This is a genomic window from Planococcus lenghuensis (genome assembly GCF_001999905.1).
GTDB lineage: Bacteria > Bacillota > Bacilli > Bacillales_A > Planococcaceae > Indiicoccus > Indiicoccus lenghuensis.
Map to the genome: position 1 here is coordinate 3319873 of NZ_CP019640.1, position 20359 is coordinate 3340231.

A 20359-nucleotide genomic window follows, 5' to 3' on the forward strand; every position below is an offset into this window, starting at 1 on the left:
CTTCGTGGAACCGTTACTTCATGGAATTGTATTAGCGTTCGGCCTGATTCTGCCTTTGGGAGTCCAGAACGTCTTCATCTTCAATCAAGGCGCAACTCATCCGAAATTTACATACGCATTGCCCGCCGTCATAACGGCTGCCCTTTGCGACACCTTGCTCATTGCCCTGGCTGTCACGGGCGTCTCGGTTGTCGTTCTCAACTTCGATTGGCTGAGAACCGCCTTATTTCTCATAGGCTTTATTTTTCTAACGTATATGGGCTGGGTCATGTGGCGGACAACCCCTGAAACAAGTTCGAACCAGCAGGCCCGCCGCTTATCCGCCAGACAACAGATCCTGTTTGCGGCATCCGTTTCGCTGCTGAATCCCCATGCCATCATGGACATCATCGGCGTCATCGGCACGAGTTCACTCGTCTATACCGGTGATGAGAAATGGATCTTCACAGCTGCGGTGATCGGCGTCTCCTGGATCTGGTTCATTTCTTTGGCGGTCGCGGGAAGAAAGATCGGTCAATTCGATACGAGCGGCAAGCTGTTAAAACGGATCAACCAATTATCGGCACTGATTGTCTGGGCGATGGCGTTGTTCATTTTAGCTCAGTTATTTTCTGTTTGAGGAAAAATGAAAGGCAGCCAACAGAAAACCAAAATGCAGGCAACTGATCAGGAATTTGATCAGCGGCCTGCGTTTTTTCACTTAATGCTGATGGTCATGCCCAGCAGCGGAATCATCGGAACCCAGTTCGCAAAGAAGCGATTCTTCATGTGGGTGGTCATCACTTTCCATCTGGATCGTCGCGTGACCGATGTTTTTCTCCAGCAGCTTCTGTCCGATCAGCTGTACAAGCTGTTCACTTTCACGGATGGAGAGGTTCCCGTCCACTACAGCATGACAGGAAAGGGCATTCTGACCGCTTGTAATGCTCCATACATGCAGGTCATGGACGCCGGTTACGCCCTGTATGCTTTCGACGGTCTTTTTCACGTCACCAAGGTCCACGTTCTGCGGTGTCCCTTCCATGAGGACATGAAGTGAATCTTTTGTGACCCGCCAACCGCTGATCAGTACGAGCATAGCTACGATGACACTCGCCAGCGGGTCGGCCCAGCCCCAGCTGAAGAACATAATCAGGAGCGCCGCGATGATGGCTCCCACTGAACCGAGCAGGTCACCCAACACATGCAGGAATGCCGCCCGGACATTCAGATTGTCTTTCGTATCGCCGCTCCGGTTCAAGATCCAGGCAACCACAAGGTTAACAATCAGCCCGATAACCGCAATCACCAGCATGCCGCCGGATGCCACTTCCGGCGGATCCGCAAACCGGTGATACGCCTCATAGAAAATATAGATTGAGATCAGCGTCAGCGTGACGCCATTGAAAAGAGCAGCCAGCACTTCAAACCGCTTATAGCCATAGGTTTTACTGGCATCCGCCGCTTTCTCGCCCATGACAAATGCGGCCACCCCGACACCGAGCGAAACGGAATCGCTCAGCATGTGGCCGGCGTCTGCAAGCAACGCCAGGCTGTTCGTAAGCCAGCCGCCGATCGCTTCGACGATCATGTAACTGGTCGTGATGATAAATCCGATCATCAATGCTTTTTTGTTCGCATTATGGGTATGCGAATGTCCTGCGCCCATTTATAATCCCTCCTGCAGCCTTATATTGATAAATGTTCATATGACCATGTTTCATTTTTAAAAACGTCAGTCATGCTGGGCATGCTCAATCATCTGGTGCAGAACATCAACAACGTGCCGGTCAGCATGCGAATAAAAAATGGTCGTTCCCTGCCGCCGGCACTTGACCAGCTGGAAGTTTTTCAGCAGGCGAAGCTGATGGGAGACCGTAGACTGTTTTAAACCCAATGCTTCTGCAATCTGGTTCACTGCACATTCTCTGTGAAACAGCAGCGAGAGAATGCGTAGACGCGTAGGATCACTGAGCGCTTTGAACAGCTGCGATACACGTTCAACGGTTTCCGCGTCCATGTCAAGCGGTCCCCGTCGGCCGGCCGTCATCGTTCTTTCTTCCATCTTCATCCCCTCGTTTTTCTTAAGGTACTGGCCTTAAATCCGGATCAACCATTTCCGTCAATATCTTTTACCCGCTTCAAAACAGGTTAAGCACCCATTTCAGAATGATGAAAATGTACAGGAGCAATAATGCATCAAGCAGCAGCACATTCCATAGTTTCAAACCAGAATGCTTGTTTTTCAGTACCATCAGCGAAAATGCGACCGGCATGAGTGTGACGAAGACCAGGTTGATCCAAAACAGCTGAAAATCATTGATGGGCGTTGTCACGAGTGCCAATGGCACAAGACCCAGTGACAGCGTGATCGCTTTATCTCCGATGACGCTTGTACTCCCGGCTGTCGTCTGGCCGCTGCCGACGATTTTCCATGTCTTGAACACTTCCGGTGCCGTGCTCAAGGTCCCGGTGATGAAAATACCGCCAATAATTTGGGAGATGCCGATGGCGGAAATTACATTTTCAGCAGCTGTGACCGTAAAATAAGCACCTGCGATTAAGGCCACGGCTCCAAGCGCGGCCAGTTTAATCTGCTTTTTGCTCCATTTTACATCTTCTCCTTCTTTCCGGCCGCGCCAAAGTGCCTGGCCCAGAAACAGGAAAAACACGCCAAGCATGATCCAGCCGTCGACCGGCTGAAGTCCGCGCCAGCCCGGCGGCATGGTGAGTAGCGCGACGATGGCGATAATAACAACATAAGGCAGCGCCAACACGGTTGCTGCCCGCTTGGACAGCGACAGCAAATGCTCCCGCAGATGCTCCTGATGCTTCCGCTCGAGTTCCTTCTGGTCCTCATCTTTTCCCTTTCCGCCGAATTTTTTACGGGAAGCGGCATATGCCACTGTCATGATCAGCGGGATGGCGATGATATTGGATCCGAGAAGTGTACCGAGACCGATATCGCCCGAGTTCCGGATTGCGCTGACCGTGCTGATCCCGACTTCGGGACTCGCTGTCAAAATAGCCAGCAGGCTCGCACCGGCCACTTGTGTAATTCCCCATTGTCTGCGCACTTTTTTCAGCGGCTCAACCATCTGGTCGGCGCCCCATTTGGCGGCGTAAATAGCGACCAGCATGACGATTCCCCAAATCCATGGACTCATCCGCTCTCCCCCCATCTGTCTGGTTTGTTCCTCCTTTACCCTATATGGAAAGCGATATTTATCACTCGAACATCTTTTGTTGTTTTTCTGCAGCAATGCTAGAATTCTTCAAAGAAAAAAGAGCCCGGAAATCGGGCCCTTTTCATTCACAGCAAGTGAGCGCGCCAATCGGTATGGACGCGGACTGTCTGCCTTCAATTATGCACATGCGCAGTATTCCCGTCCGGTTCGCTTCCGCTGCTATTTCCCTGTGTCTTTAAACTGCCGGATCCGTTCCCCGATGCCGTCGCGCACCTGCTGGAACACCGCCCATTTCTCTTCTTCGGTTCCTTCCGCTTTCGCCGGGTCCGGGAATCCCCAGTGATCACGCTTGACGTGAGGCGGTGTCATCGGGCATTTATCCGCCGCATCGCCGCAAAGCGTGATGGCAAATTCGGCATTGTTCAGGATGTCGGTATCAATGATATCCGATGACTGGTTCGAGATATCGATCCCGACTTCATTCATCGCCTTCACCGCTTTCGGGTTCAGGCCATGCGCTTCAATGCCGGCGCTGAGCACTTGCCACTCATCTCCAAGGATTTCTTTGCCCCACCCTTCCGCCATCTGACTGCGGCAGGAATTACCTGTACACAGGAAGTAAATCGTCTTTTTCGTCATAACTAAACGCTCCTTTAGTAATCATAGTATGAATGAAAGCCATAAATAGAGGCCGACAAGCGTGATGAACAGCGTCGGAATCGTCAGAATGATTCCGATCTTGAAGTAATAGCCCCAGGAAATCTTGATGCCTTTCTGCGCAAGGACGTGCAGCCATAATAAGGTCGCAAGCGAGCCGATCGGCGTGATTTTCGGTCCGAGATCGGAGCCGATGACGTTGGCATAAATGAGCGCCTCTTTGATCGGTCCTGTTACGCCGGAATCGGTGATGGCAAGTGCGTCGATCATAACGGTCGGCATATTGTTCATGACCGAAGACAGGATTGCGGCAATGAAGCCCATGGAAATCGTCGCAACGAACATGCCCTGTCCTGCCGCTGATTCAATAACACTCGCCAGCATGTCGGTGAGTCCGACATTGCGGAGTCCGTACACGACGACATACATGCCGATCGAGAAGAACACCACCGCCCATGGCGCACCTTTGACAACCGTCATCGTTTCCACTGCATGGCTTCTGCGGGCCATCAGCAGGAAGAAGACCGCGACCACACCGGCGACAAGTGACACCGGGATGCCGAGCGGTTCGCTCAGGAAATACCCGGCGAGGAGAACGGCCAGAACTGCCCAGGACAGCCGGAACATTTTCAAATCCTTGATGGCGTCTTTCGGTGCCTTCAGCTGATCCAAGTCGTAATTCGCCGGAATGTCTTTCCGGAAGTATAAGTAAAGGACGATCAGACTTGCTCCGAGCGCAAAGAAATTCGGCACGATCATACGGGACGCGTATTCCGCGAAGCCGATGCCGAAGTAATCCGCCGATACGATATTGACGAGGTTGCTGACAACAAGCGGCAGCGACGTCGTATCGGCGATAAACCCGCTCGCCATGATAAACGGAAACACCATCCGGTCCTCGAATTTCAATGCCCGCACCATCGCCAATACGATCGGCGTCAGGATAAGCGCTGCTCCGTCATTGGCGAACAGTGCAGCGACGACTGCACCGAGCAATGTGACGAGCACGAACATCCGGACTCCGTTTCCTTTGGCAAGCCGCGCCATATGCAGCGCCGCCCATTCAAAGAAGCCGATTTCGTCCAAGATGAGTGAAATAAGGATGATCGCGATGAATGCGAACGTTGCATTCCAGACGATATCGGCAACCGTGATGACATCATTCAAGTCGATGACACCGGCGATAAGCGCCAGAAGCGCTCCCGCCATGGCCGGCCAGCCGATTGACAGCCCTCTCGGCTGCCAGATCACAAAAACTAACGTAACGATAAAAATAACTGAAGCTGCAAATACTAAACCCACTGACTGAACCCTCCGCTACTCACAAATAATCCGTAATCCTTGTTTCTCCAATTCCTTGATGCGCTCATTCTGATCCGGGATGAAATTCAGGATGCTTTGCACCAGCTCAACCATGTCGCTGTTCCGGTTCAGTGAATAAAAGATCCACTGTCCTTTCCGGTTTTCCTTCACAAGGCCGATGTCTTTCAATTTCCGGAGATGCTGGCTGATGGCCGACTGGCTGATATCAAAAATCTCCACGAATTCACACACGCAGCAATCGTTCTGCTCGAGCAGTTTCATCATGGACAACCGGGTTTTGTCGCCCAGCAGTTTCAGCACCACACCGGCTTTTTCCACTTCTATTTCCCTGGATTTAACTTTCATCTGCCCGTTCACCTCAATCACCTCAAAGTGAGTTCAATCACTGAATTTTCAATTCATCGAATCTTTCTGTTCTGCTTCAAAGCCTTTAACAGTGTATCAGCATATGCTTATATGTTCAATGGTGATTTTCCCTTTTTAATTGTTTAGATGAGGCTTTCGATTATTCAGGGATCATTCCGCAACTGATTCGCAGACTATATTGGACAGCGGATGTCACTTAGAAAGGCGAAAATTCTTCTACCTTTGACCATTCCTTATGAAGGTTCATTTATCATCTTCCGACAGAAGATGCCCACTTCAATTCGTGCAGTGCATCAGCCGGAAGTAAGTGAGCGATGTATGTCCGCATGTATAAGCCTGAGGAATCTTCTCGGCAGAAATGATAAAATGCAGCTCAGGGGAAGCAGCCGCTTAATTGGCGTATCAATATTTGTCCTCATCACAACGTAAAAGAGCTCACCTGAAACCAGGTAAGCTCTTTCGCATGCTTCATAACCAGTCAATTATTCTCGTCTTACTCGGCCGATAATTCGTCTCCCGTTACCCACATATGATTCATGACTTCTTCTCCCGATGATGTAACATAATCAATCGTGTAGACCGTCGTTTCCTCAACTGTATCGATTGTTGCCGCTGCTCCTGCCATGCCAGCCATGTGGTCAGCAATCACAGTCACTTCTGTTCCCGGTTCCAGCGGCTCCGGGCCCGGGTTCTCAAGTTCCTCATGGACAACCCATTTATGGTTTTCAACCGGGTTCCCGTCTTCCGGCGTATAGGAGATGGAGTAGACAGCCGTATCATATGCACCGGATATGGTCGCTTCCACCCCCTGCATTCCCATCAGGTGATCAGTTTCCACGAAGACTTGGCTTCCGACTTCAAATGCGGGATCCACTGCCGCCTGCAGACCTTCCGGCAGCTCAGCTGAACCTGAATGATCCATTCCCTCATGTGCGTCTTCAGCCATTCCCATATCTTCAGCCGGATCTTTTTCCATGTCCATCCCTTCATGGGAACCGTCTTCCATGTCCATGCCGAGCGACCCTTCCGCTTCTTCCGGTGCCTCTGAACACGCCGCTAAGGATAAAACGAATACAGTTGCGGTCATTCCCGCTGATACTTTTCGGTTAATCATACTAATCCCTCTTCTTTCATAATAGCTTGTACTCAGTATAAGCGAAATCCTCGCATTTGTTGTGCAGAAACTATGGTATTTCCGTGACACAGAAATTCTATTTACTCTTTGAAGCAAAAGATGGTAAATGATCAAAAAAATGACGACATTTTCATGCCGTCATATATTTCAACATCGGCTTCTTATTCCAAGCTGTCAATCGGCTGGGCACCATCAAACAGCCGTTTTAAAGGTTTAGTCGCAGGTCCTTCCACCACTTCTCCATTATACGAAAAACGGGAGCCGTGACATGGGCAGTCCCATGTGCGTTCACTGTTATTCCAATGCGTTTCACACCCCATGTGCGTACAAGTTGTATCGACGACGTGCAGGCTGCCCTGCCGGTCCCGATATGCACCAGCCCGCTGTTCGTTATACTTCACGACTTTCCCTTCATCAGTCTGCAGATCGGCGAATCGGCCCTTCGGTTCTTCGGCCTTATCTTCTGCAAACATTTTCCCTGCGTGAAAACTGGTCTGGGTAAGCTGTTTCATATTGGGCTCTGAAATCGGCCGCAGCGGAGAGAACATTTCCTCATACTTTGAGCCTTCACCGCTGATCAAATCGGTCAATAACCGGCCGGCCAGCACACCGGAACTCATGCCCCATTTCCGGTATCCGGTCGCGACGAACACATTGTTCATTTCCGTCGAATACTTGCCGATATACGGTATCTGGTCCAAAGTGCCGGGATCCTGAGATGACCAGCGGTATGGAACGTTTTCGATGCCGAAAACCTGATCTGTAAATTCATATAACTTGCTGTAGTTTTCTTCCGTATTCTGTTTATGGCCGATTGGATGGCCGTAGCCGCCTGCCAACACCATTTTTTTCCCATCAGCATGAATGCAGCGCAGGGAGCGGGCAGGCTGTCCGGCATTCACATACATGCCGCCAGGGTAGTCCCCGGTTGTTTCTGCCGCGATGCTGTATGAACGGCTCGGGCTCAGCCGCGCATAATAATAGCCTTCCTTATCATAAAAAGGATAATGGGAGCAGACAACCAAATAATCCCCTTCCACTTTATGACCTTCCCTCGTCACGGCAGACGGCCGCGGATTCGGCTCAATATCGGTTACGCGTGTATTTTCAAATACCTCGCCGCCTTGGGTGATGATTTCTTCAATTAAAGGCTTAAGGAATTTAACCGGATTGAATTGGGCCTGACGGTTCATGACAACCGCCCCTAAATGCTCGATCTCAAGCGGAAGTGTATGAACAAATTCTCCGTCAATTCCAAGCTTCTGATAGGCTTCCCCTTCCTTTACCACTTTCTCCTTCTGCTCCTCGTCTTCCGCAAAGACGTACGCAGGTTCTTCAGAAAAGTCGCAGTCGATCCCTTTTTCTTCAATAAGGGTTCTAACATACTGAACCGCTTCCGTGTTGGCTTCATAGAATTGTCTGGCCGTTTCTTCTCCATTGTGCTGCAGGAGGTGATCGTAGATAAGACCATGCTGGGCAGTCAGTTTTGCCGTCGTGAAGCCTGTTGTTCCGTTCAGCATACGATCTGCCTCGATGAGTGCAATGCGGTATCCTTTTCGAGTGAGCTGGTAAGCAGTCATAATCCCGGAAATGCCTCCGCCGGTGATGACCACATCCGCCTTTCGATCTTCCGTCAAGGAAGGAAAAGTGGGCAATTCTGTGGAATTGAGCCAGTAAGATTCCGAAGCATCAGGCATCTTTTCAATATGCTTGTTAGTCATCAAACATCCTCCTCGAGTTGGTATGGATTTCGATTTACCGGGATAAACAACGGCGGCCGGCTGATACGCTTAACATACCCGGTCAGACAGCTTTCACTGTTTGAATCTCCATATGCCATTTCTGCTGTTTACTGTTATATTTTTTCCTTTTACCCTTCGGTTCCGCCTTCAAACTGTTAAACATCAGAATAGTAATAAGGCAGTTTCCGAAGTATGATGCAATTTGCCGAACCATCAAGTGCATGGCGGCAAGCCAACTTACGGTTTTGTTCAAGTTTATCCCTAATTTGCCAGTGGTAAAGTTACGATACAAAGAAAAACTCCAGCAGAAAAGAAGGGATGATCATATGTTACTGCCAGCTGCCGACTTAGGTCTGATCAGCTCACATTTATCTTCGCACGATGGCATTATCAGAAAAACGAAGATGCAGTTAAAGAAAGTGGAAAATCCGGTGTTGAAACAATTGTTTGATGCCCAACTTGAAGCATTGCGCAACCATGTAGCCGTTATGCTTGAAATGATTGATCCGGATAAAGAAGACTTTGCTGAAGTGCCCTCCGTGGATAAACTGAGCGGCGATTCAAAAGCAAAGAAAAAAGATGCGGAAACAGGTCGCAAGCTGGAGATTCACCTGGCACTGGAAGCAAAAGCCACCGCCCAGCAAATGGCTGTGGATAACATGTTTTCAGCAATGAAGATGAAAGAACCGAAAGTGAAACAGGCACATTTGGATATGGCACATCAGCAAGTCGAATTAGCGAAAGGAATCACCGCATTCCTGAAAGAAAACAATGCTGAGGTTACACCAGTCAGCAGCGCAGAGGAGCAAAAGAAAGTTCTGGATCATTTCAAGCATATGAAAAAAGAATGATCCTGCAGGCTGAGCGCAATCCATCAAAGCAAGCGCTTTGCCACTCGCGCTTCCATATCTTGTTTAAGTTCAATTCCGCTGATTTACTTAGCCCATTTTCAATCGGCGGGCATAACTCTGTATGTGCCCGCCTACTGTTGTCATCTATCGGTGGAATCCCGCGAAAGAGAATAGTCCATGCATGCGCTTTTCATGAAAAACGGCCATCCCGGTTACCGGATGGCCGTTTTTTGTGTCATTGATGTGCTAATGCAGCACAGCCAGACTCCCTGCTTTCAAATCGTTCTGTATACCGATTATCAACTCAGAGGCAGGGGCTTTGCTGATTCCTATTCGTCTTCCGTTTCTTCAAGGTCGTCAATCAGTTTTTTCATTTCCTCGATTTCCCTGCGCTGTGCTTTAATAATATCCTGTGCCAGTTGTTCCACACGGGGATCCGAAATTTCAGCACGCTCACTTGTCAGGATTGCAATCGAATGATGGGGAATCATCGCCTGCATATAGTCCACGTCATCAATCGTCGCTTGGCTGCGGGCAAGCCAGAACGGAACAATAATTAAAAGTGCGCTGACCACATAAATGGTAATATTCTTTTTCTTATCTTTATACATATGCTGCATGAATGCCAGCATAACAATTGCCATGACAGCTCCCATGTACAGAGCCATATACGTCCGCATTTCACTGAAGAAAACATGATCCCAGCGGTATACCGTGGAATACATGAGCCCGTACATGATTACAGTGGCTGTCAGGACCATCAAAATGAACCGGATATACATTTTCATGTCCCTCTTCCTTTCTTCATCATGGTTATTTCCTCTTTCCCCTCTTTTCTTCTTTTGAAAACAGTTTAAGTAGAAAATCCGTAAAATCCGCACACTCCAGAGAAGCACATCGTTTCTCATTCCCTGAAAAACTTCGTTTGATTGACCGGAATACCAGGCAACCAAATGCAGTTCAGAAACAATGTATCCAGCTCCGGAATCAAAGCCCAATCAAAGAAAAAAGCCATCAGCTTGACGGCTTTTTGACGTTTGACAGGGTATCCCCCACTTTTTTCTTGATGATCGACATGCTGCCGTCCGTTTCCAGGACCACTGCCTTCACTTCATCCAAAGAACCGATTCCCTGCTTACGGATGGACTGCAGAATTTCCACTTCCTTCACCCGTTCGCTTTTCATGGCATCCCGATAATACTGTCCTTCTGAATACAGCAATTTTGGTTCCGCCTTGATCAGCGAAGTGAATTTATCTGACCGAAAAGAGATGAACGTGACAATAAATTGAGAGAAAATCAGCACCGCAAACCCTAATAACCCTTCCAGAAGACTGACACTTGAACTTAAAATGACAGACGCCATGGCAGAACCGAAAGCGATGGTGATGACAAAATCAAACATATTCAGCTGCGAAAGAGTCCGTTTTTTGGAGACCCGCAATAGAATAATCAGACCGACATATGCAAGAACCCCGCCTAAAACAATTTGAACAAAACTGTCCCATGTAATATCAAACATCTAATCTTCCTTTCATAAAGTATTATGGCTCTCCGCCAAGAAATGTACTTGATTTCTTTCCGGTAACAAGGGGAATAGCAATAGAATTTAATGAGGGGAAGAGTGGCCGCAACCCAACCTGAAAGAAAGAATCGCAAGCGGCGAAAGAGCAGGACAAACGCAGTTTGAACTGGTCTTTTGCGACGAGTTTGCGCAGGAGCAACGGTTTTTGGCGGGATCAGCGGGCCAAGCGAGCCCCTGCAGATTGCGTAAGCGTACGAAGCGGCTTGCGACTGCCCGCGGGAAGCGTCCGCTTCGAAGCGATTTCTTTTTGATAAGTGCAGACGTTGACGAAGAGCCATTCTATATCCATGGTGAAATCGTACAGGCGACAAAGTAAATGTGTTTTGTTCAGGAGATGAGACCCTTGTCCCGTGTGTCAATAATGGAATTTTCATTTCCTGTAAAAAACAGTGTCCATCCAGCCCAAAGTAACAGCACCCATGTAAACAAGATGCCAACCAGAATGACCGGTCCTGCACTGCCATCCGCTCACAAGGTTGCCTGAAAAAGAGCTATCGTTGTCTCAATGAGCAGGATAGCTCCCACAACCCGGTAAAGTCGTTCCGCAGTACTGCCTCCTAACTTAATTGATTGGTGTTTTTGTAAGTAAGAGCTCCATTTCCCGCGCTTCCAATAGCGTATATAGATGTATTACCCTAATATTTCAGAAGAAACAGATAAAAGAAGCGGAATTTAGTTTTTCTTGGGTAAGAAACGTGGGTGGATACCCGTAATCGTTCCTTTTACAGGGGCATAAACCAAAAAACATGCGGACACATCCCGGTTAAGATGTGTCCGCATGTTTTTAGAATGCCTGCTTCACTGATTCATTGAATTGAAGCTTACCGCTATTTTTGATCCAATCACTGCATTGTGTTTAACCAGCGCAATGTTTGCATCCAGGCTCTTGCCTTCTGTTAATTCTTTTACTTTGCCAAGCATGAACGGCGTAACGTCCTTGCCGGAAATGTTTCGCTCTGCCGCTTCTTGCAACGCCGAAGCGATGACGCTGTCGATAAACGCCTCATTCAGCGCATGTTCTTCTGGAATCGGGTTCGCAATGACAGCGCCCCCTCTGAGATTCAAGTCCCATTTCACCTTCAGCGTTGACGCAACTTCTTCCGGGTTTTGTGCATTGATTTGCAAAGCAAATTCGCTGGTGCGTGTAAAGAATGCTGGAAGCACATCAGTTTGGTAGCCGATGACAGGCACCCCTTTTGTTTCAAGATATTCCATCGTCAAGCCCAGATCCAAAATCGATTTGGCGCCGGCACAGATGACCGCTACATTCGTTTGCGCGAGTTCTTCTAAATCCGCCGAGATATCCATCGTCGTTTCAGCACCTCGGTGAACGCCCCCGATGCCGCCGGTTACGAAAATATGGATATCTGCGAGTTCAGCGCAAATCATTGTTGCGGCTACAGTTGTGGCACCCATTTTTTTAGTCGCGAGCAGGTAAGCGAGGTCACGTCTGGACACTTTTGCCACATCCTCGCTTTTCCCGAATATTTCCAGTTCTTCGTCGGTCAAGCCGATTTTTATTTTTCCATCGATCAAAGCAATCGTAGCCGGAACCGCACCATTTTCACGGATAATCTCCTCTACTGCCCGAGCGGTTTCCACGTTTTGCGGATAAGGCATGCCATGAGAGATGATGGTGGATTCAAGAGCGACGATCGGTTTTCCCTGTTCTTTCGCAGTCTGTACTTCTTCAGAAAATGTAAGGTGCTGTCTCATATTAATTCCTCCAAGTTTTTTTGTAATTGTTCTGCTGATAAATCCTGTCTCACTGTATAAGGTGATTCCAAAGTTTTAATCGCATTTGCACTTCCGGCTTTCGCTATGTCGATCAACGATTTACCTGCCAGCCATGAATGGATCACAGCGGATGAAAAAGCGTCCCCTGCGCCCGTGACATCTTTGACTTCTCTTGCTGTAAATGCAGGGACGTGAAAAATCCCTTCTGCTTCATTGCCGATCATGGATCCTTCTTTTCCATTAGTGATGATCACATTCTCAACTCCGCGTGACAGCCAATTGTCCACCGCTTTTCGCCAGTCCTCGTCATTCCGGATTTCCTGCTGAAAAAAAGTTTCCGATTCATCCCGGTTGGTGATCAGCCAAGTGACGCCATCCAAATCCTCCGGCAACCGATTCATTTTCGGCCCCGAAACAGAAATCAGGAAAATCGGCACTTGATGCTTTCTGGCACACTGGCACAAGAACTGAACGGAATCCTTCGGACAATTCAAATCAGCGACGATACTTTTCGAGCGGCTCAATAGACTTTCATACTGCTGCAGCAATTCAGGGGTGATGGCATCATAGATTTCCATATTCGCCAATGCGATAATCATTTCACCCTCTGTATCCAGTACCGCTGTATACGAGCCGGTTGAACTTCCCATAAGCTGTGTCACCATATCCAGATTCATGTATGATTCTGATGCCTCTTCGATAATCGACCAATCCTTATCGGTGCCGCTTGCAGAAATCAGAGATACATCCATACCGAGGCGGCCGAGGTTCTCTGCGATATTGCGGGCTACGCCACCTACGGTCCTTCTTACATTGACGGGATTCGACGTGCCTAATTGCGCTTTGTCCTTGATATGGAATTTCTGATCAATATTCGCGCCGCCAACACAAATCACCGGGTCCGAGCCACTTAAAATATAAGCCCTGCCAAAAATATACCCTTTACGCGTCAAACCGGAAATGATGTTGGCAATCGACGGACGGGACAGGCCCACCGCTGTCGCAAGCTCCTGCTGGGAAACATAAGGGTCCTTCCGGATCAGTTCCAATACAGCTTGCTCGTTGTCATTAAGTTTTTCAGGCATCCACTTCACCTCTTCCCATCTGACAATTTCCTTCTCTTTACCCTATCATTAGTTTAAACAAAAGTTCTTATATATAAACTTATGTTTACAGTGTACGTTTTATCCTGTGTTTCGTCAAACATATTGCATTAAGAATAAAAAAACCATTGCATGGGAGTAAGCGCTGAAATGTATATGAGTTGAGGTAACCATTCACCATCCCTTCTGACATCGGAAGGAGTAAATGCTAGACGCCTGTGAACCGCCGCGGTAATGCAGTTGCCGCGGTTATTTGCGACGAGTAATCGCAGGAGCAGTAAGACGGATCAAGACCCCGCATGCCGGTCTTAAAAAAATGTAAATCCTATAGATCGACTTATGTAGATACTTCAAAAATCGGGGAATGCCGATTTAGTTTCTGATAACGCAAAACAAAATCAGAAGAATGGACCAGAGAGATTACCAAGTGACCAATTTACATTGCTGAAAATAAGAAAGACAATAGGCGATGTCACTCCCGATACTTTTTTTAGGATTTCAATCTCAATTTTTATCTTCACTTGAGTTTATGTTTTTGCCCATGCAAAAACACCTCCGATTTCTATACCTGTCTCCAGTGTATCTGCACGAAGGTGTTTGATTATAATCCATTAGTCCGTTTCAGAACTTGCTGCCGCTTCTTCATCTGATGAATCTTCCGCTGTCCGCGCAGTCTCTTAATCAATAAGGGGAAATTTTTTATATTCCCCACCGCTTTATTGCATAAAGCGTCCGCTTAGCAAACAATATCAAACTATATAAATTGAGCTAAATACTCTGCATTGAAAACAGCGTTAAAAAGGGAAAAACGCGAGACGCCTGCGAGTTGCCGAGGCAAAGCAATTGCCGCGGCGGTTTGCGACGAGCTTGCGCAGGAGCAAGCGAGCGTTGGTGCCTTGAATACCAGTAACCGAAAAATGCTGGTTTTTTAACTCAATCTATATATATGGCAATTAGTAAGTCAATCCATGGCCAAGCGTATAAACATTTCCTTCTTCATCTCTATAGGCATACTTAAGGCCTTCCGGCATATAGAGATCCTTATCATACCCCGGCACGTCATTCCTTGATATACAATTTCCATTTTCATCAACGGCAATGACCGCTTCACTGGCTGGCAATGTAAGCGGCAGGACGCCTGTCGGATGACCCGCTCCTGCCATGACTTCAAACTGCGCTTTAAAGAAAGTATCATATCCGGCGATCAAAGCATCCGCCAGCGGTTCAATACTTCCAAGAATCCATGGCAGAGTGACATTCACACTTATGACCACCTTGCCCCCGCGGTCGCGAAGGTTCGATGTGATTTCATCAAGACGGCTCATATCGCTTAAGGTCGTCTCTTCATAAGGTTTCCCGTCCAGTGCAGTTAATGGTTTATTTTCACATACTTCAAGTTCCAGCAATCCTGGCGTTGCGGAAAAATACGACCCCGATTTAGGATGTAAAAACAAAATGGCGACATCCGCTTCTTCGTAGTCGGATGTCTGGTTAAACTGCCCGAGTTCCTGACATTCTTTTCTGGCTTCTTCGGTATATGAGGCGGCCCGTTCCGGCTCTTTATGAAACACTTCCACATAGACCTTCTGCCCGGTCAGTTTCTCTGCGGTCAAGGGCAGAACCTGTCGCTTATTTTTCAGTAGGGTGACTGATTTCTTATGGCCTTCATAAGCCGCTTCCCAATGCGCCGGCGTACTCACGACCGAATCGGCGCGTTCAGGTGATACATACGTGCGGTCATCAAACAAGCCCAAGGTGAACATCTCCGTGAGCAGTCGGATATTCGCTTCATCGATTCGTTTTTCACTGATCCAGCCATTACTGATAGCCAATTTAAGATTTTCGATATCATTCGTGTCCGCTATGAGATCGGTCCCCGCGTTGATGGCCTTTGCGAACCGTTCCGCTTCACTCAGTCCTTCAACTCCCCATGCCATTTTATTCACGATTCCGCTGTCACTGTTCACATAGCCCTTGAATCCGAGCTGTCCTCTGAGAATGTGATTCAGGAAATAATGATTGAACGTGAAACCGACTTCCTCAAACGGAATGTCTTCCCCTTCAACTTCCTGTACGACACTTTTTTTGATGCTTGGAATCGAGTAATATGGCATGATGGATGATGTCCCGTGATCTGCCGCTGTCTTGAATGGCGGCAGATGGTATTTTTCCAGGCTTCCCGGAGTCGGGTACAGGTTCCACTTGCCTTCCTCATAATGCGGATCAAATCCGTTCTCCCTGGCACCGCCGCCTGGGAAATGCTTGGTTGTCATGGCGATGCTGTGGTTTCCCAGTTCCTTGCCTTGAAAGCCGTCGATGATGCGGCCGATCGCCTCGGAAATAAACGCAGGATCCTCACCGAAGGTTCCGTATGTCCGCTGCCACCGGGGATCGGTGACTGTATCCGCCATGTACATATAGCCTTTCCGCAAGCCCACTGCATCCCATTCGTCATGCGCAATTTCGGCAAATCGGCTGATCAGAGACGCATCTCCGCCGTTTTTCATATCCCCTTTTGCTGCTGCCGCAAGGCCTAAAGTACCTGGCCATGTCGAAAAAATACCGGACGCATCATTCATGCCAAATATAGCTTCCGCATGCTCATTTCTGGAATTGGACGCAATCAGGCAGGGAATCCCGAGGCGGGTGCCTTCACATACTTCGTTCATTGCATTGACCCACTCAGCCATCTGATCCGGGCTCCAATTGTCCCGTAAAATGAAATGCCGCAAATGCATCTGTTCAATGGTATGTGTTGTTCCATAGATTTTGGAAGCGGCGAATATACTTTCACCCTTCTCGACAATCCCTTCATCCAGCCTGCCGTCATGGCTCGTCTTGTCCTTGTCCTTTTGTGAAAGTCCCATCTGCCGGGTATTGATAAGCATCATCCCGACCTTTTCATCGACCGTCATCAGGGAGACCAGATTTTCCGCCCGCTCTTTCGGGCTCAAACGCCAATCCTCATAGGGATCGAGCCGACCGTTGCCATTCAAATCCTTGAACTTCAATCCGTCCGCTTCGATGATTGCCTTGGCTCTGACTTCTAATTTCGGCTGTTGATCATCCATTCTCACTTTCATTCCTCCTAAATCCACTGACGAATCCAACCGATTTTTCAAGAACCGGCATTTTCCTCCCGGGTGGCTTCATAGGCATCCCACAGCCCGAGCAGATACATGATTCCAAGCGCACGGTCATACAAGCCATAACCCGGCCGGCAGACTTCACCCCAGATATGGCGGCCATGGTCCGGCCGCACGTATCCCGTATAATTTTGCTCATGCAGTTCCTTTACAATTCCTTTTACATCAATCGACCCATCTCGGGTATAATGGGAGGTTTCCGTAAAATTGCCGTTCTCATAAATCTGCACATTGCGGATATGCGCAAATGGCGCCCGGTTGGCATATCTTTTTGCGACGGCAACCATATCGTTCGATGGACTCGCCCCCATCGACCCCGAGCAGAATGTGAAGGCATTCGACGGTGAATCCGAGATACGGATCAATTTCTCATAACTTTTTTCACTGGTGATAATGCGGGGCAAACCGAAGATCGAATATGGCGGATCGTCCGGATGAATCGCCATTTTAATACCCGCGGCTTCTGCCACCGGTAAAATCTCTTTGAGGAAAATCTCCAGATTCGTCCATAATTGCCCTTCATCAACTTCCTTATAGGCTTCGAATAACTCGGTGATGCGGTCCAGTTTTTCCGGCTCCCAGCCGGGAAGCGTCAAATCCGATGCTTCGCTTACAGTGCGGATCAGTTCTTTCGGGTCCAGTCGCTCCACTTTCGTCTTCTCAAAGAACAATGCAGTGGAACCGTCTGCTAGCGGATGGAACATTTCCGTCCGTGTCCAGTCAAAGATCGGCATGAAATTATAGCAGATCACTTTAACTCCAAACTCCGCCAGGTTCCGGATGGATTCCTTGTAGTTTTCAATGTACCGGTCGCGGTCCTGATTGCCGAGTTTGATCGATTCATGGATATTGACGCTCTCCACCACTTCCGCGTGGAAACCATGGGACTCGATAGCTTCCACTTCTCTTCGGATTTCCTCTTTCGTCCACACCTCTCCAGCCGGTTTGTCATGAAGTGCCCAGACGATGCCTTTGACACCCGGAATCTGTTTTATATGTTCAAGCGTAACGGTGTCATTGTCCCGACCGTACCAGCGAAATGTCATATTCATCGTAGTCTCTCCTTTTATTGCACGCTTTTTTGCATGTACTGTCGGCTGAGTTCAACAGCCGCTTCAAAACCGCCGGCTGCATATGCTTTGTTCAAATCACTGCCGATTCCGACAGCTACCGCACCACTTGCCAACCAAGTTTGGATGTTATCCAGGTTAATTCCGCCTGTCGGCATGATGCGGACATGCGGCAGCGGTCCATTGACCGATTTAATGAAAGATGGTTCGAAGCTATTGGCCGGGAACAGCTTGATGATATCACTTCCCCATTCCAACGCCTTGACCATCTCACGGATTGTCATACAGCCCGGCAAGTAGGGAATGCCATAACGGTTACAGACAGGTGCGATTTGTTCATTAAAATGCGGACTGACGATGAATTTGGCACCGGCCAGGATGGCATGGCGCGCCGTCTCAGGATCGAGTACCGAACCCGCGCCGAGCAGGATATCTTCGTGATCGAGCGCCCCGAATACCTTATGGATGGAAGGGGTCGTGTAAGTCAATTCAACCGTGCGGATTCCGCCTTTGGCCGCCGCTTTTGTTAGTTCGATCGCTTCTTCCGGACTCGCGCCACGGATGACCGCCACCACTTTTGCGTCAGTCAATTGAGATAAGATGGAGTGTTTTAACAAGCGCTGCTTCCTCCTCTGGATTAACGTTCGATAATTTTTTCTTTCCGGATTAACGCCAATACTTCTTCCAGGTACGGTAATCCCTCATTATCACCGGAGACAGTCGTCACGAGAGCGCCGACCCCATTGGCAAATTCCAGTGTTTCTTCCGGTGACCAGTCATGCAGCACACCATAAATATAACCGGCATCAAAACCGTCTCCTGCACCAACCGTATCAATCGGAGTGACGCTGAACGCTTCTTTTTGATGCCATACACCATCTGTGTAGACACGCGCCCCGTTACCGCCGTCTTTGATGACCAATTGTCCGATGCCGAACCGGGTGGCACAGTGCTCCAGCGATTCCTTCGAGGTATCACCGATGATCAATTCGAATTCATCAAGCCCCGTCAATAAAATATCCACTGATGGCAGAATCTCCATATATGCGGCTTTTGCCTGTTCCAGCGTCCAAAGCTTAAGCCGGATGTTGGGATCAAACGAAATGGGAATGGCCCTTTTTTCTGCAATCTTCAGTACTCTCCTGACGATTGCGAGATTCTCAGAGTCGATGGCCAGGAAAACACCTGTCAGATGGATCAGGTCGATCCCTTCGAACATCTTTTCCGTGATGTCTTCAGGTGCCATCGTCAAAATTGGGGACTGATACCGGTAATAGAACGTTTTGCCGGATCCGTCTTCCCGAATTTCTTTAAAGTTCAATGAAGTCGGATAGCCTTCGACAAATTCAACATCGGTCATGTCAACACCTTCTCCGCGCGCAAAATTATAAATGACACGGCCGAATTCATCGCCGCCCAGCCGGCTCGCCCATTTGGAACGCAACCCGAGGCGCGAACAGCCGATAGCGAAATTCAGCTCGGCACCGCCAACTTTGCGGGTAAAGTTTGGGACATACCGAAGAGGGCCGGTATCCGATGGGTTAAATGTGATGAGTGCATCACCCAATGTAAAAACACCAAAGTTTTCTGGCAAAACAATTGCTCCTCTCTTGATCGCTGTGCAGTCTTTATAAAAGCTTAGATTGTCATACTTCCAAAGCCGCCGTCCACGCGGAGCAGCGAGCCGGTCACGAAGCCGGAAGCCTTATCAGAAGCGAGATAGACTGCCGCTCCCTGGAGTTCTTCCGGTTCACCGAAACGATCCATCGGTGTATGGTTTAAAATCGATGCAATCCGGTCTTCACTTAAAATTTTCCGGTTTTGTTCAGCCGGAAAGAATCCCGGGATGATTGCGTTGACACGAATTCCGTAAGGCGCGAATTCTCTCGCCAGGAACTGGGTCACACTGTTTACACCGGCTTTTGAAGCGGAGTACGTAAACACTTTGGACAGTGGCGTCGTGGAAGAGACAGAAGAAATGTTAATGATACTGCCTTTTCTTTTTTGTTCGATCATTCGCTTCGCAAAGACCTGGGTTGTAAACACAAGCCCTTTTAAGTTCACGTCCATGATTTCGTCCCATTCGTCAGGCTCAAGCTCGAAGAAAGGAGTGGAACTGTTTTTCCCGGGGGCATTGAGCACAATATCCCATCCGCCGGCCCATGCTTCGACTTCCTCGGCAAGGTTCTGTATCGACTCGAGCGAGCTTACATCCGCCTGAAAGGATTCAGCCGATCCGCCGGCTGCTTCGATTTCTTTCGCCACACTTCCCGCTTTTTCCATGTCCCGTCCAACGATGGCGATTCTTGCGCCCTGTTCAGCCAGTCCTTTAGCTATTGAACTCCCTAATACACTGCTTCCGCCCAGAATTACCGCTGTCTTTCCTGTCAAATCGAATAAGTTTCCCAATTATTGTACCTCCAGTTTATTCTTGATTTCCCGATTGCCTTCACCGGGTAGCGACCGGGTTGAATTTCA

At 48.6% G+C, this 20359-nt stretch carries 20 protein-coding genes; 3 read left to right on the plus strand and 17 right to left on the minus strand.

The annotated features are described in order from the left end of the window. Nucleotides 1–4: 4 nt before the first annotated feature. Entirely contained in the window at nt 5–619 is a 615-nt protein-coding gene (locus tag B0X71_RS16780) for a LysE/ArgO family amino acid transporter (protein ID WP_077590501.1), read from the plus strand. Between the two features lie 81 nt (nt 620–700). Here the strand turns inward: B0X71_RS16780 and B0X71_RS16785 are convergent, their stop codons facing one another. The 8 genes from B0X71_RS16785 to B0X71_RS16820 form a co-directional block, all read right to left on the minus strand. Then, the gene (locus tag B0X71_RS16785) at nt 701–1648 is read right to left on the minus strand and encodes a cation diffusion facilitator family transporter (RefSeq protein WP_077590502.1); all 948 of its coding nucleotides are present in this window, start codon (nt 1646–1648) and stop codon (nt 701–703) included. A 66-nt stretch (nt 1649–1714) separates the two neighbouring features. Then, complete coding sequence (locus B0X71_RS16790; RefSeq protein ID WP_077591055.1) at nt 1715–2029, minus strand: ArsR/SmtB family transcription factor; 315 nt, start codon at nt 2027–2029, stop codon at nt 1715–1717. Nucleotides 2030–2120: 91 nt separating this feature from the next. After that, complete coding sequence (locus B0X71_RS16795; RefSeq protein ID WP_077591056.1) at nt 2121–3146, minus strand: sodium:calcium antiporter; 1026 nt, start codon at nt 3144–3146, stop codon at nt 2121–2123. A gap of 240 nt (nt 3147–3386) precedes the next feature. Then, nucleotides 3387–3806, minus strand: a complete 420-nt coding sequence (arsC, locus tag B0X71_RS16800; RefSeq protein WP_077590503.1) for an arsenate reductase (thioredoxin) — start codon at nt 3804–3806, stop codon at nt 3387–3389. Nucleotides 3807–3827: 21 nt separating this feature from the next. Further along, a complete protein-coding gene (locus B0X71_RS16805; RefSeq protein WP_077590504.1) occupies nt 3828–5126 on the minus strand; it encodes an arsenic transporter in 1299 nt (432 codons plus the stop codon). Between the two features lie 15 nt (nt 5127–5141). Next, nucleotides 5142–5492, minus strand: coding sequence for an ArsR/SmtB family transcription factor (locus B0X71_RS16810; protein WP_077590505.1), 351 nt, complete (start codon nt 5490–5492; stop codon nt 5142–5144). 514 nt (nt 5493–6006) lie between these two features. Continuing rightward, nucleotides 6007–6627: a YdhK family protein gene (locus B0X71_RS16815; RefSeq protein WP_077590506.1), complete on the minus strand. Its 621-nt coding sequence runs from the start codon at nt 6625–6627 to the stop codon at nt 6007–6009. A 182-nt stretch (nt 6628–6809) separates the two neighbouring features. After that, a complete protein-coding gene (locus B0X71_RS16820; RefSeq protein ID WP_077590507.1) occupies nt 6810–8369 on the minus strand; it encodes an FAD-dependent oxidoreductase in 1560 nt (519 codons plus the stop codon). 347 nt (nt 8370–8716) lie between these two features. Here B0X71_RS16820 and B0X71_RS16830 point away from each other — a divergent pair, with 347 nt between their 5' ends. Next, entirely contained in the window at nt 8717–9241 is a 525-nt protein-coding gene (locus B0X71_RS16830) for a hypothetical protein (RefSeq protein WP_077590509.1), read from the plus strand. Between the two features lie 329 nt (nt 9242–9570). On the opposite strand, the gene B0X71_RS16835 is transcribed toward B0X71_RS16830, so the two are convergent. Beyond that, entirely contained in the window at nt 9571–10029 is a 459-nt protein-coding gene (locus tag B0X71_RS16835) for a DUF305 domain-containing protein (RefSeq protein ID WP_077590510.1), read from the minus strand. Between the two features lie 226 nt (nt 10030–10255). Beyond that, on the minus strand, nt 10256–10762 hold the full coding sequence (locus tag B0X71_RS16840) for a DUF421 domain-containing protein (RefSeq protein ID WP_077590511.1): 507 nt from the start codon (nt 10760–10762) through the stop codon (nt 10256–10258). Between the two features lie 208 nt (nt 10763–10970). Here B0X71_RS16840 and B0X71_RS21060 point away from each other — a divergent pair, with 208 nt between their 5' ends. After that, nucleotides 10971–11141, plus strand: coding sequence for a hypothetical protein (locus B0X71_RS21060; protein WP_156889905.1), 171 nt, complete (start codon nt 10971–10973; stop codon nt 11139–11141). A gap of 482 nt (nt 11142–11623) precedes the next feature. Here B0X71_RS21060 and B0X71_RS16845 read toward each other — a convergent pair whose 3' ends face one another. The 7 genes from B0X71_RS16845 to B0X71_RS16875 all read right to left on the minus strand — a co-directional run bounded on the left by B0X71_RS16845 (nt 11624) and on the right by B0X71_RS16875 (nt 20290). Next, entirely contained in the window at nt 11624–12541 is a 918-nt protein-coding gene (locus B0X71_RS16845; protein ID WP_077590512.1) for a pseudouridine-5'-phosphate glycosidase, read from the minus strand. After that, a complete protein-coding gene (locus B0X71_RS16850; RefSeq protein ID WP_156889906.1) occupies nt 12538–13647 on the minus strand; it encodes a carbohydrate kinase in 1110 nt (369 codons plus the stop codon). Before B0X71_RS16850 ends, B0X71_RS16845 begins: the two co-directional genes overlap by 4 nt. A gap of 971 nt (nt 13648–14618) precedes the next feature. Then, nucleotides 14619–16736, minus strand: coding sequence for a glycoside hydrolase family 3 protein (locus tag B0X71_RS16855; RefSeq protein WP_232336864.1), 2118 nt, complete (start codon nt 16734–16736; stop codon nt 14619–14621). A 47-nt stretch (nt 16737–16783) separates the two neighbouring features. After that, a complete protein-coding gene (uxuA, locus tag B0X71_RS16860; RefSeq protein WP_077590515.1) occupies nt 16784–17863 on the minus strand; it encodes a mannonate dehydratase in 1080 nt (359 codons plus the stop codon). Nucleotides 17864–17877: 14 nt separating this feature from the next. Next, nucleotides 17878–18498 (minus strand): bifunctional 2-keto-4-hydroxyglutarate aldolase/2-keto-3-deoxy-6-phosphogluconate aldolase, encoded by a 621-nt coding sequence (locus tag B0X71_RS16865; protein ID WP_077590516.1) that lies wholly within the window; start codon nt 18496–18498, stop codon nt 17878–17880. A gap of 20 nt (nt 18499–18518) precedes the next feature. Further along, nucleotides 18519–19475 carry a sugar kinase gene (locus tag B0X71_RS16870; RefSeq protein ID WP_077590517.1) on the minus strand — a complete coding sequence of 319 codons (957 nt, stop codon included), beginning with the start codon at nt 19473–19475 and terminating at the stop codon, nt 18519–18521. A 44-nt stretch (nt 19476–19519) separates the two neighbouring features. Further along, nucleotides 19520–20290 (minus strand): SDR family oxidoreductase, encoded by a 771-nt coding sequence (locus B0X71_RS16875; protein WP_077590518.1) that lies wholly within the window; start codon nt 20288–20290, stop codon nt 19520–19522. Nucleotides 20291–20359: the final 69 nt, after the last annotated feature.

What these genes read in the sequence shown, in the direction of transcription:
- B0X71_RS16785 (WP_077590502.1), bottom strand. Translation starts at nt 1,648, where the DNA reads ATGGGCGCAGGACATTCGCATACCCATAATGCGAACAAAAAAGCATTG.
- B0X71_RS16790 (WP_077591055.1), bottom strand. Translation starts at nt 2,029, where the DNA reads ATGACGGCCGGCCGACGGGGACCGCTTGACATGGACGCGGAAACCGTT.
- B0X71_RS16795 (WP_077591056.1), bottom strand. Translation starts at nt 3,146, where the DNA reads ATGAGTCCATGGATTTGGGGAATCGTCATGCTGGTCGCTATTTACGCC.
- arsC (WP_077590503.1), bottom strand. Translation starts at nt 3,806, where the DNA reads ATGACGAAAAAGACGATTTACTTCCTGTGTACAGGTAATTCCTGCCGC.
- B0X71_RS16810 (WP_077590505.1), bottom strand. Translation starts at nt 5,492, where the DNA reads ATGAAAGTTAAATCCAGGGAAATAGAAGTGGAAAAAGCCGGTGTGGTG.
- B0X71_RS16815 (WP_077590506.1), bottom strand. Translation starts at nt 6,627, where the DNA reads ATGATTAACCGAAAAGTATCAGCGGGAATGACCGCAACTGTATTCGTT.
- B0X71_RS16820 (WP_077590507.1), bottom strand. Translation starts at nt 8,369, where the DNA reads ATGACTAACAAGCATATTGAAAAGATGCCTGATGCTTCGGAATCTTAC.
- B0X71_RS16830 (WP_077590509.1), top strand. Translation starts at nt 8,717, where the DNA reads ATGTTACTGCCAGCTGCCGACTTAGGTCTGATCAGCTCACATTTATCT.
- B0X71_RS16835 (WP_077590510.1), bottom strand. Translation starts at nt 10,029, where the DNA reads ATGAAAATGTATATCCGGTTCATTTTGATGGTCCTGACAGCCACTGTA.
- B0X71_RS16840 (WP_077590511.1), bottom strand. Translation starts at nt 10,762, where the DNA reads ATGTTTGATATTACATGGGACAGTTTTGTTCAAATTGTTTTAGGCGGG.
- B0X71_RS16845 (WP_077590512.1), bottom strand. Translation starts at nt 12,541, where the DNA reads ATGAGACAGCACCTTACATTTTCTGAAGAAGTACAGACTGCGAAAGAA.
- B0X71_RS16850 (WP_156889906.1), bottom strand. Translation starts at nt 13,647, where the DNA reads ATGCCTGAAAAACTTAATGACAACGAGCAAGCTGTATTGGAACTGATC.
- B0X71_RS16855 (WP_232336864.1), bottom strand. Translation starts at nt 16,736, where the DNA reads ATGGATGATCAACAGCCGAAATTAGAAGTCAGAGCCAAGGCAATCATC.
- uxuA (WP_077590515.1), bottom strand. Translation starts at nt 17,863, where the DNA reads ATGAATATGACATTTCGCTGGTACGGTCGGGACAATGACACCGTTACG.